Here is an 11,247-nt window from a genome sequence, read left to right on the forward strand (position 1 = left end):
GGGTGTCGTCGCGATTGTCGTTGCGGACCTCGCCGGCGAAGACCAGTTCCGTGTTGCTGCCGAAAACATCGCCGATCGTATACTCGAAGCCGGCCTTGGCGCCCGTGACGCTGCCGTCGTCGCCATGCGGATCCTCGAAATGATAGACGCCAATGTCGAGCCGCAGCGAATGCTTGTCGGGCAGGTTGACCGGCACCTGCGCGCCGATCTCGCCCTCGATGCCCCATGCCGCGTAATCGCGGTGGTCGAGGACCGAGATCTGCTCGATCAGCTGGTTGCTGACCATCGACAGGGTCGAACTGGTCGAGTGATCCGTCGAATCACCCTTGATCGGCAGATAGACGTTCACATGCGCATCGAAATGAGGCGTGATCGCCTCGGCGCCCAGCGTGGCCGCGGTGAACTGGGTGGAGTTGTAGTTCTCGAGATTGAGATAGGCGTAGCCGCCGATCATCAGGTCCGGGTTGACGATGCGGCGAATGCCGAGGCCGACATCCTGGCCGGAACCATCCTTGAAATCGTGCTTGGCCCGGACATCCAGGAACAGCACGGATTCGGCCGTCTGCTTGAGCGGGATGAAACCTTCGAGCGCGCCGTTGCCGCCATTGTTGTCGGCGCCGATGATGGCGCGGATCTGCGGCTGCCATAGCCCGTTGGGATCGCCATAGGCGGCCATGCCTGAAAGGCCGAGCGCCAGCGTCGTCAGTGCCGTCGTCTTCCAGAGATGCCTGGCGATTCGCGAACGGCGATAGCCGGCGTGCACGCGGAAATCCTCCCCACGCGCCGCCATCTCACCAACTTGCCGAGGCGTCTCGGTAGTTCCCATCCCTGGCGAGTCCTTCGGGGACTGCACGCACCCCGTGTAAAATCTTACTCGAATTCTATTGTATAGCGAGTCTCCGGCGCTTCGATTTCTGAGGGCCTCCTGCAATATTGTTCGTTGTATCCGAAAAGCCACAGTAATTTCGCCGGCTTGCTTGCCTCCTGCTCGGCTTCCGGAACAGTCGCGGGTGTTGTATCAAGCCATGCTCGGGAGAATACCGGGCGCGGCGAGGAAACATGCAAGGCATCCGGCAAAACAACATGACATTTACTTTAGCTAGATCTAATTTACTTGGCATGGCCGCGGGGCTGGCCGCCCTGTGGCTTGCTCTGGCCACCGGCCCGGCCCTCGCCGAAGATGCCAAGCCGGCCCAGCCAAAGCCGGCTGAAACCAATGCAAAACCGGCCGATGCCAATCCGTGGGCGATGAACTGCTCCAGCGGTTCGGCGACCACCGAGCTTCAGTGCCAGCTTTCGCAGAACCTGACCGAGGCCAAGACCGGGCAGCGCGTGCTGACCGTGACCGTGCGCCGCGACAACGGCAATGGCAGCCTCGCCATGCTGCTTGCCCTGCCGCACGGCCTGTTCCTGCCGTCCGGCGCCTCCTTCCAGATCGACCAGGGCCAGAAGACGACGATTGCCATCCAGACCAGCGACCAGAACGGCGCCTATGCCGCCACGCCGCTGTCGGCGGATCTCATCAAGGCCATGAAGTCGGGGACCAATCTGAACATCGGCATGGAATCGGTCACCCGCAAGCCGGTCACCATCCCGGTGTCGCTGGCTGGCTTCACCGCTGCCGTCGCCAAGCTGGAATCGATCAAGTAGCTGTTGTCAGCGGCTTGATTGTCGATGCCCGGAATGCTCCGTTGCCGCTTCGGACAGTGGAGAAACCCATGACAGGCTTTGTCGACCGCCAGCGCGCGGCGCAACTGATGGACCGCGCCGGCATCGAGGCGCTGGTGCTGTGCGCGCCCGAGGCCTTCCACTATGCGACCGGAGCCTCGATCGGCCCGGCGGGACTGTTCCGGCGCGCCGGCGCCGGCTTTGTCGTCATCCCGGCTGGCCGAGACCTGCCGATCGGCGTCGTGGTGGCGGACTTCAATGCGGGACAATTGCAGCGGGTTCTGCCGGATGCTGTCATCCGCAGCCACCCGATCTGGATCGAAGCCGCCACGCTGGACGCCTCGACGTCAGGGCAAGGGTTGCCGCAACGCATCGAGGCCGGCCTTGCCGGCCGGGCGCCGGGTTTTTCTCGGCCCGCGACATTCGAACTCGCTCGTGCCGTCGACGAGCTGAAGCAGATCCTGACCGGGTTCGGGCTCGGGCGCGCAAGGGTCGGCGTCGACCTCGATTTTGTGCCCGCCGCCGATTTCTCGGTCATGCAGGCGCTGTTGCCGGCCTGCACGATGGTCGACGGCTCGGCCGTGCTCGACAGGTTGCGGGCCATCAAGTCGCCGCGCGAGATCGACCTGCTGCAGCAAGGCATCATCCTGTCGGAAGCCGGGCTGGAGCGGCTGCAGGTCGATGCGATGGCCGGCATGCGCCAGGCCGATCTCATTGCCCTCTACCGGCAAGGTGTCGCCACGGCCGCGTCCGGCCTGTCTCATCCGGTCCAAACTGCCGAATATGTGACGCTGGGCGCTCGGGCCAAAGATGCCGATGCGAAAGCGATGCCTGGCGATCCGCTGAAGTGCGACATGGTCTGCACGGTCGGCGGCTACGCCTCCGACATGTCGCGCAACTTCACCTTCGGGCCGCCATCCGCCGAGCAGGCCGAACTGCACGCCATTGCCGAGCGGGCCTTTGACGACGGGCTGGCGTCCCTTGTTGCGGGAACCACGCTCGCCCACGTGCATTGCGTCGCCACCGACAGCCTGGCGCGGCAAGGGCTGCGCACCTACCGCCGCGGCCATTTCGGCCATGGCGTCGGCCAGTCGGTGTTTTCCGAACAATGGCCGTTCATCGCCGCCGACAGCGATGTCGTGATCGAAACCGGCATGGTGCTGGCCTTCGAGATCCCGCTCTACATAGACGGCCTCGCCAGCTTCAATCTCGAGGACCAGTTCCTGATCACGCCGGACGGGCCCAAGCCGATGAACAGGCTGCCGCGACGGCTGGAGAGGATTGGATAACGAGGCGGGTCACTGCAGGGACAGCGCTCTACGCCCCCCTTGCCCTACCGGGCATCTCCCCCTCAAGGGGGGAGATTGGCAGCTTCGCCGTCTCGCCCACCTTACCGTGTAGATGATTTGGCGAAGGCTGTTGAGCGCGTAATCTCCCCCCTTGAGGGGGAGATGTCCGGCAGGACAGAGGGGGCGCCACGGAACTCGGCGGTGGGGTGCCAAGCACCTAACCACTCACCGCCGGCCTTCTCCCCCTCCACGGCATCTCTTGTTCCAGCTGCGCCGACGCGGCCAGCACCGTTGCCTCGTCGCCGTAGCGGCCGACCAGCTGCACGCCGATCGGGACGCCGTCTTTCGACCAGCCGAGCGGCAGCGAGATCGCCGGCTGGCCGGAGATGTTGAAGGGGAAGGCAAACACCGCGTCCGTCCATTTGGCATTGTAGCGGTCGATATCCGTCTCCGACATGTCGTAATAGCCGAGCGGGCGCGGCAGCTGCGTCAGCGTCGGGGTGATGAAGAGATCGTAGGCGCCAAGGTCGCCGACGATGTCGCGGCCGACCTGCCTGAGCTGCTCGACGTCGGAGATGTGCCTGGTGCCGCTGGTCGCACGGCCGCGCTCGATGATCGCGAAGGTCACCGCCTCGACATCGCCCGGTGTCACCGACCGCCCCATCACCGTTTCAAGGTAGTCGAAGGTCGCCGCCGTCTGCACGCAGGTCATGTTGGTGTAGGTCTTCCACACAGCATCGGCGTCGAGCGGCATGTCATGCTCCTCGACATGGTGGCCGAGCCGCTCGAGTACAGCCACGGTCTCCAGCACCGCCGCCTTCACCTCCGGATCGATCGCGGTGCCGTTGGGCGGCGTGACGGAAAAGCCGATGCGCAGCTTCGTTGGCGCCCGCGCCGACAGGCTGAGCCAGCTGCCATCAGGAACCGGCGGCGTGTAGGGGTCGCCCGGCAGCGCGCCGGCGACCGCGTCGAGATAGGCCGCCGTGTCGCGCACCGTGCGCGAGCAGCAGAGGAAATAGGCGCCGCCATACCAATAGTCGCCGAACGGCGCAAGGCTGACGCGGCCGCGCGACGGCTTCAGGCCGACGATGCCGCAGCAGGAGGCCGGGATGCGGATCGAGCCGGCGCCATCGCTGGCTTCGGCGATCGGCACCATGCGCGAAGCAATCGCCGCGGCCGCTCCGCCGCTGGAGCCGCCGGGCGTGATGCCTTCCTTCCACGGGTTCTTCGTCGCGCCGTAGAGCTTTGGCTCGGTGGTGATCGACCAGCCATTTTCTGGGGCGTTCGACTTGCCGACCAGCACCAGCCCGGCCGCCTTCATGCGGCGAACCACTTCGGTGTCGAAATCGGCGACGACATCTTTCAGGTAGAATGAGGAGTTGGTGTTCGGCGCCCCGGTCCAGGACGAGGCCAGCTCCTTGAGCAGGAATGGCACGCCGGCGAAGGGCGCTGATGTGTCGACCGTCTGCGCCTGGCCGCGCGCCATGTCGTAGAGGCGATGGATGACCGCATTGAGCGTCGGGTTGAGCCGCTCGACCAGCGTGATCGCCGCTTCCACCAGCTCCGCCGGGGTAACGTCGCCGCGCTTCACCAGCGCCGCAAGGTCCAGCGCGTCGGACTCGGCATAGGTTTTCAGCAGACTGTCGGTGACGGCGGCCATATCTCTCTCCTTCGGCGGATAGCTTGTGTTGATGCTGCTCCTGCGGAGAACTGTATTGGGGCATCGGCCCCCTCACCCAGCCTCCGCTTCGCTCGGCTGACCTCTCCCCGAGGGGAGAGGAGACTTGCAGCGCCAGCGCCACCCTCTTCTCCCCAACGGGGAGAAGGTGGCCGCGAAGCGGCCGGATGAGGGGGGCTGGCGCGACTTCAGGCCAGGTCGATGGTCCGTCCCAGTGCGATGCTCTGCTCGGCGGCCAGCACGATGCGCAGGCTGTTGACCGCCGCATCCATCTGCTCGGTGAGGTCGAGATCCTCGCGGATGGCGCGCAGGAAGAAGGCCTGCTCGCGATCGCACAGTTCCTGGTGGCCGGGTTCGTCCTCCATGCTGACGATCTCGTCGGGTTTGGAGAAATTCTTGTCGCCGTCGACAGCGGCATAGTGGATCTTCAGCGCATCGGTCTTGGTGTGGCGGTCGATGTCGGCGGAATTCGAAACCTCTGCCAGCTCGGCAACACTGCTTGCCTGCTGGCCGGCGACGATCGACACCGCGCCCTTGGGGCCGACGACGTCCTTCACGAAATAGGCCGTCTCGCTCATCATCGGGCCCCAGCCCGCCTCGTACCAGCCGACCGAACCGTCATCGAAGGTGACGTGCAGATGGCCGTAATTCTGCTTGTCGGCTTCCGCCCAGAGCTTGGCGCCGATGCCGTGCACGCGCACCGGCTTGGCGCCGGTCAGCTGGCACATGACGTCGACATAGTGGACGCCGCAATCGACGATCGGGATCAGCGAATCGATCAGGTTCTTGTGCCAGTGCCAGGCGCTGCCGCTGCTCTGCTGGTTGAGGTTGAGCCGCATCACCAGCGGCTTGCCGAGCGTCTTGCCGACCTCGATGAACTTGATCCACGACGGATGCACGCGCAGAATATAGCCGAGCACCAGCTTGCGGTTCTTGGCCCGCGCCGCCGCGACCACCTTCTCGGCATCCTCGTTGTTGGTGGCGAGCGGCTTTTCCATGAACACATGGCAGTTGGCGGCGATTGCCTTCAGCGCGTATTCGGCGTGGGTGTTCGGCCAGCTGTTGATCGAGACGGCGTCCGCTTTTGTTTCCTTCAGCGCCTGGTCGAAATCCTCGTAGAGTGGGTAGCCGGCTAACTCTTCCGGAATCTTCGTGTTGCTCTTGATCGACCGGCTCATGATGCCGACGATCTCGAAACCGTCGAGCCGGTGATAGGCGCTGGCATGCGACGCACCCATATTGCCGAGACCCACCACCAGCACTTTTACCTTGTCGGACACCGAATATCTCCCAGGTTTTGATTGAATTGTGCGCGGCGATCGGTTGCCGCTCGTATGTCTATCCGAGACAATCACCTCAGGTCAGCGCCGCCGCTCATTGCCCGGCCCTTTCCTCTCCCCCGTCGATCGGGGGAGAGGTGTCGAGCGAAGCTCGACGGAGTGGGGGTCGAGACCCTCGCCGCGCGCTTGAGGTCTCTTGCTCGTCAGATTGTGCCTGTCTTGTGGCGACTGCGCGTTTGACGAACGCCTTTCCCCACTCCGTCGCCGCTTCGCGGCGCCACCTCTCCCCCCTCCGGAGGGAGAGGAAAGGAGCCAAGGCAGGGTAATGGAGGGCGGCCGACATGACCCGTTGCGCAGCCCTACTTCACCGCCGAATCGAACAGATGCGCCTTGATCTTCTCGACATCGAGCGCGGCAAAACCTTCCGACAGCTTGACGCCGTCGGCATCGGCCTTGACCTTGGCCTTGTCGAAATCATTGGCCGGGCCGATCAGATCGTTGGTGCAGACATCCTCGGCCTTCACCGGAGCGGTGATCTGGCCGATCTTGTGGATTTCGTCGAAGAAGCCCTGCCAGCTCGCCATGTCGTGCGAGCCCCAGCCGCCGCGCTTGTCCATGTCGCCGCGGAAAACGTTGATCTGCTGCAGGATCGAGGTGGTGCCGAGCTCCGGCCCGAGATTCTTGGCCAGCGTCGGGAACTGCTCGAACACCGCTTCGACCGCCGCGCGTGGATTCTGGTAGCCGAATTCGAGGCCCATCGCCCAGCCGCGCAGGTACTTTTCCAAAAACGCCTTGCGGTCGGGATCCTCGAGATCGGCGGCACGCACGACGAAGGTGTTGGCCGGCAGCTTCGAATTCTGCACGCCGAGCCAGTATTCGAAGTCGAGCCCCTTGGCGATCCATTCGGCGCGCAGCCCTTCCCACGACAGGGCGGCGTCGCCCTGGCCGCCGGCCAGCGCCGTTCCCCAGGTCGGCCAGCCGGCCTCGACATATTTCACCTTCTTGATGTCGACGCCCTGCGCGGCCAGCAGCGGGTCGGTGATCGACTGCCAGGCGGCGGAGCCGAGCAGGATGGTCTTGCCTTCCAGCTTCTTCAGGTCGTTCGATCCCTCGCCCTTGCGGAAGGCGATGCTGAACGTGTCGCGCGCGCCCATATGGAACACCGACTTCAGCTTCATGCCGTTCTGGATGGCGAAGGAGAACACGCCGGGCGACGGGAAGCCCATATCGGCCTGGCCGACATCGACGAACTTCACCGTCGCGGTGCCGTCCGATGGTCCCGGCTGCATGTCGGTGTCCAGCCCGTCGAAATAGCCGGCCTTCTTGGCCGCCCAGTAGGGATAGTCGTCGAGCACTTCGAGCGTGCCGCGCGGCGAGATCCAGGTGAATTTTCCGTAGGGTTCGGCCCTGGCCTTCAGGCCGGTGGCGCCAAGCGCCGTCGCCGTCACCAGCCCGGCGCCGGTGACCTGCAGGAAGTAGCGGCGGCTGATCCCCGCCGGGTTGATCGAGTTCTCTTTGGTCATGGCATTCCCCTTTTTTGTTTGATGTCAGTTTCTTGCCGCCCGCCTCCCGGGCGCCGTCATATCCCTGTGTTCAAGCCTCCCAGCTCGCCCATTTCTTGCCGATCAGGAAGAACAGCACGTAGATCAGGATGCCGAGCGTCGACAGGATCAGCACCACTGCGAAGAACTGCGGCATCTGGATCATCGACGAATAGGTGGTCAGCCGGTTGCCGAGGCCGAAACCGCCGCCGACCATTTCCGCGCCGACCGCGGTCAGCAGGCCGAAGATGGCGCCGATCATCAGCCCGACCAGGATCATCGGCAGCGCCATCGGCGCACGGATCTTCCAGAAGATCTGCAGGGTGCTGGCGCCATAGGAACGCGCCAGCGCAATCTTGGCGCTGTCGACGCGGCGAAAGCCTGTCGCCGCATTGATCATCACCATCGGCCCGGCGGCCAGTGCCACCGCGATGATGCGCGGCGTGTAGCCGAAGCCGAAGCGCAGGATCAGAAGCGGCACCAGCGCCAGCATCGGCGTGGTGACCAGAAGCAGGATGTAAGGCGCGACGATCTTCTCTGCGAACGGGAATTGGGTGATGACGGCGGCCAGCACCAGGCCGATGATGGCGCCGATGGTGAAGCCGGACACCAGCTCGACCAGCGTGTAGCCGAGATGCGGCGCGATCAGCGGAAACTCGTCGAACAGCGCATAAGCGATCGAGCTCGGCGGCGGCATGATATAGAGCGGCACGTGGAACAGCCGCAGCGCCAGTTCGATGCCGCCGATGATGATCACCGCCACGACAAGAATGGCCGCCACCTCCTTGCCCGACTTGATGCCGGGGCCGCTGGCGAAGGCGGAAAGGTTGGTCAGGCTGACCTCATGGCCGTCGCCCGCCTTGGCGCCCGACTTGGACTTTGAGAATTCCGGAATGGCATCGCCCCCGCTCACGGCCTGATCCTCACGATTTCGGCGCTCGGGCGCTCCGGGGCTTTTGGCCGCGTGCGTTCGCCGACAATGTCCATCTTGATCCGGTTGGTGAGGTCGAAGACCTCCTTCGTCGCCATGATCTCCAGCGAACGCGGCCGTGGGAACGGCACGCGGTATTCCTTGGCGACGCGGCCAGGCCGGGCGCTCAGCACCACCACCCGGTCCGAGAGAAAAATCGCTTCCTCGATGCTGTGGGTGATGAAGACGATGGTTGTCTTGGTGTCGAGCCAGATCTCCTCGACCAGCCGGTTCATCTCCTCGCGGGTGAAACTGTCGAGCGCGCCGAACGGCTCGTCCATCAAAAGCACCGAGGGCTTTAGCGCCAGCGCCCGCACGATCGCCGCGCGCTGCTGCATGCCGCCCGACAGCTCGCGCGGAAACTTGCCGCCGAAGCCATCAAGCCCGACCCGGTTGAGCAGATGCGCGATCCACGCCCGGTCCGGCTTCTCGCTCTTGATCTCGAAGGGGAAGCGGATGTTGGCGTCGAGGTTGCGCCACGGCAGGAGGTTCGCCTCTTGGAAGACGATGCCGATATCGGGATGCGGACCGGTGATGGCCTTGCCGTCGAGCCGGATCTCGCCACTGGTCAGGCTGTGCAGGCCCGACATCGACCACAAAAGCGTGGTCTTGCCGCAGCCGGAAGGGCCGACGATCGAGACGATTTCATTGACGCTGACATCGAGGCTGCAGCGGTCCAGCGCCAGCAGGTCGCCGGAGGCCGTGTGATAGATCTTGGTGGCTGCCTGCACGCCAAGCTTCGGCTTTTTTGCATCGCCCGTGTTCATCTGCCCCCCGGGAAGATTGCGCGATGATCCATTGGCTCATCCCCAGCGAAAATCAGTCTGTAACTATCCTACTTTCCTGTCAAGCACCGACGATAGCGGCCGTATCGCGAAAATCGATTAGTATACCTATCATCTTGTTTTACCGTCGGTTTTACGGCCTTGAAATGCATGTTGCTTTCCTACATACTTCGGAACTGACACGGACCGGAGAGGAACGGAGGAAGGTGAGCTTTCCCCAACGACACGCTGCGGTTGCGATCCGGTCGGGCACGTGGAGCCAGGGCGTGCAAACATGCTAAGACGACAGCCTCGCAACCCAGGGAAAGACCAGGACCCCATGACCGACGCTGGCAGCCAGGACGAGCCTGTTCCAGGCCCCGATACCGAGAGACGCGATCCTGTCCGGCGCATCCCCGACATCATCTCGCTGGTCAAGGATTCCTACAGCGAATTGCGCCCGGCCGAACGGCGTGTCGCCGATGTCGTTCTCGACGACGTCAAATATGCCGTCGACGCCTCCAACGCCGCCCTTGCCCAGCGCGCCGGGGTCAGCGAACCGACGGTGACCCGGTTCTGCCGCGCCATCGGCTGCGAGGGCGTGCGCGATTTCAAGCTGAAGCTGGCGCAGAGCCTCGTCGTCGGCGCGCTCTACCTGGCCAAGTCGCCTTCCGTCAGCAATGACAATGGCATGCCGTTCTGGAACGCCGTGTTCGGCGAGGCGCGCCGGGCGCTGCAGGAGGCCGAGCGGCAGCTCGACCCGGCCCAGCTGCAGAAGGCCGCCGAGCTGATCGCCAAGGCGCGCCAGGTCACGGTCTTCGGCCTCGGCGGCAGCTCCTCGGCGCTGGCGCAGGAAACCCAATACCGGCTGTTCCGCTACGGCATAACAGTCAGCGCCCAGTGCGATCCCTATCTGATGCGCATGACCGCCTCGACGCTCAAGCCCGGCGATCTGGTGATCGCCATTTCGGCGACGGGACGCACCCGCGAGGTGATCGAGGCCGTCGAGCTCGCCAAGCATTACCGCGCCAATGCGATCGCCGTGACCGCGCCCGACACCGAGCTCGCCCGCACCTGCGACGTCAGGCTGACGGTGGCGGTGCCGGAATATCCCGACACGCTGAAGCCGACGGCATCGCGCTTCGCCTTTCTGGCGGCGATCGACCTGCTGGCGGTGGCCTCCGCCTACAAGCTCGACGGCTCGGCCCGCGAGACGGTGCGCCGCATCAAATACAACGCCCAGATCCACCGCACCGGCAAGGAGATGGAGCCGCTCGGAGACTAGGGCTGCGCTTTTCCTTCTCCCCTTGTGGGAGAAGGTGGATCGGCGCGTAGCGCCGAGACGGTTGAGGGGTGGGTGACGGAGTGCCGTCGGCGCCAAGCTGGAGCACCCCTCATCCGACCTCACTTCGTGAGGCCACCTTCTCCCCTTGTGGGAGAAGGGAAGCCGGACATGAAACGAAAGAGGGAAAGAGATGCTCGAAATAGCACCGACGAAACAGGCCGCCGCATGGCTCGAATCCCTGGCACAGGCACTCGCAGCCGGCGACGCTGCGGCGGCGAGCAACCTCTTCGTCGACGATTGCTACTGGCGCGATCTCCTGACCTTCACCTGGAACATCACGACCGTGGAAGGCCGCGCGGCGATCGCCGACATGCTGGCGACGACGCTGGCGACGGCCAAGCCGAGCGCGTGGCGGCTGACCGGCGAGGCGACCTCGGACGACGGCACCATCGAGGCCTGGTTCAGCTTCGAAACCGTGGTGGCCAGGGGGGAGGGCATCATGCGGCTGCGCGACGGCCGCTGCCGGACATTGTTCACGGCGATGGCCGACCTCAAGGGCTTCGAGGAGCGCAAGGGCGCGGCGCGGCCGCTCGGCGTGCGCCACAAGGCCGATCCCCAGCGCGAGACCTGGTCGGAGGCGCGGGCGCGCGAGACGCGCGAACTCGGCACTGATGAACAGCCCTATTGCCTGGTCATCGGCGGCGGCCAGGGCGGCATCATGCTGGGGGCGCGACTGCGCCAGCTCGGCGTGCCGGCCATCGTCATCGAGAAG

At 64.7% G+C, this 11,247-nt stretch carries 10 protein-coding genes; 4 read left to right on the top strand and 6 right to left on the bottom strand.

Annotation, left to right across the window (positions count from 1 at the left end; genetic code table 11):
- Positions 1 to 790, bottom strand: a 790-nt coding sequence (locus EN884_RS10790) for an inverse autotransporter beta domain-containing protein (RefSeq protein ID WP_245491921.1), incomplete at its 3' end; no start/stop codon positions are given.
- 329 nt (positions 791 to 1,119) lie between these two features.
- On the opposite strand from EN884_RS10790, the gene EN884_RS10795 reads away from it, so the two are divergent.
- On the top strand, positions 1,120 to 1,650 hold the full coding sequence (locus EN884_RS10795; protein WP_244514247.1) for an invasion associated locus B family protein: 531 nt from the start codon (positions 1,120 to 1,122) through the stop codon (positions 1,648 to 1,650).
- Between the two features lie 68 nt (positions 1,651 to 1,718).
- The gene (locus EN884_RS10800) at positions 1,719 to 2,957 is read left to right on the top strand and encodes a Xaa-Pro peptidase family protein (RefSeq protein ID WP_063169584.1); all 1,239 of its coding nucleotides are present in this window, start codon (positions 1,719 to 1,721) and stop codon (positions 2,955 to 2,957) included.
- A gap of 217 nt (positions 2,958 to 3,174) precedes the next feature.
- On the opposite strand, the gene EN884_RS10810 is transcribed toward EN884_RS10800, so the two are convergent.
- The 5 genes from EN884_RS10810 to EN884_RS10840 form a co-directional block, all read right to left on the bottom strand.
- Positions 3,175 to 4,617, bottom strand: coding sequence for an amidase (locus tag EN884_RS10810; RefSeq protein ID WP_063169585.1), 1,443 nt, complete (start codon positions 4,615 to 4,617; stop codon positions 3,175 to 3,177).
- 206 nt (positions 4,618 to 4,823) lie between these two features.
- On the bottom strand, positions 4,824 to 5,915 hold the full coding sequence (locus tag EN884_RS10815; protein WP_063169586.1) for a Gfo/Idh/MocA family oxidoreductase: 1,092 nt from the start codon (positions 5,913 to 5,915) through the stop codon (positions 4,824 to 4,826).
- Between the two features lie 359 nt (positions 5,916 to 6,274).
- Complete coding sequence (locus EN884_RS10830; protein WP_013528758.1) at positions 6,275 to 7,438, bottom strand: ABC transporter substrate-binding protein; 1,164 nt, start codon at positions 7,436 to 7,438, stop codon at positions 6,275 to 6,277.
- Positions 7,439 to 7,508: 70 nt separating this feature from the next.
- Positions 7,509 to 8,369 carry an ABC transporter permease gene (locus EN884_RS10835; RefSeq protein ID WP_063169587.1) on the bottom strand — a complete coding sequence of 287 codons (861 nt, stop codon included), beginning with the start codon at positions 8,367 to 8,369 and terminating at the stop codon, positions 7,509 to 7,511.
- A complete protein-coding gene (locus tag EN884_RS10840) occupies positions 8,366 to 9,193 on the bottom strand; it encodes an ABC transporter ATP-binding protein (protein ID WP_013528756.1) in 828 nt (275 codons plus the stop codon). Before EN884_RS10840 ends, EN884_RS10835 begins: the two co-directional genes overlap by 4 nt.
- A 337-nt stretch (positions 9,194 to 9,530) precedes the next feature.
- Between EN884_RS10840 and EN884_RS10845 the strand changes: the two genes are divergently transcribed.
- Both EN884_RS10845 and EN884_RS10850 read left to right on the top strand, forming a co-directional pair.
- Complete coding sequence (locus EN884_RS10845) at positions 9,531 to 10,475, top strand: MurR/RpiR family transcriptional regulator (protein WP_063169588.1); 945 nt, start codon at positions 9,531 to 9,533, stop codon at positions 10,473 to 10,475.
- A 190-nt stretch (positions 10,476 to 10,665) separates the two neighbouring features.
- Positions 10,666 to 11,247 (top strand): nuclear transport factor 2 family protein (locus tag EN884_RS10850; protein WP_164894974.1); only part of this gene is annotated, 582 nt, incomplete at its 3' end.

The organism is Mesorhizobium sp. M7A.F.Ca.AU.001.01.1.1, assembly GCF_004022735.1.
GTDB classification, from domain to species: Bacteria; Pseudomonadota; Alphaproteobacteria; order Rhizobiales; family Rhizobiaceae; genus Mesorhizobium; species Mesorhizobium ciceri.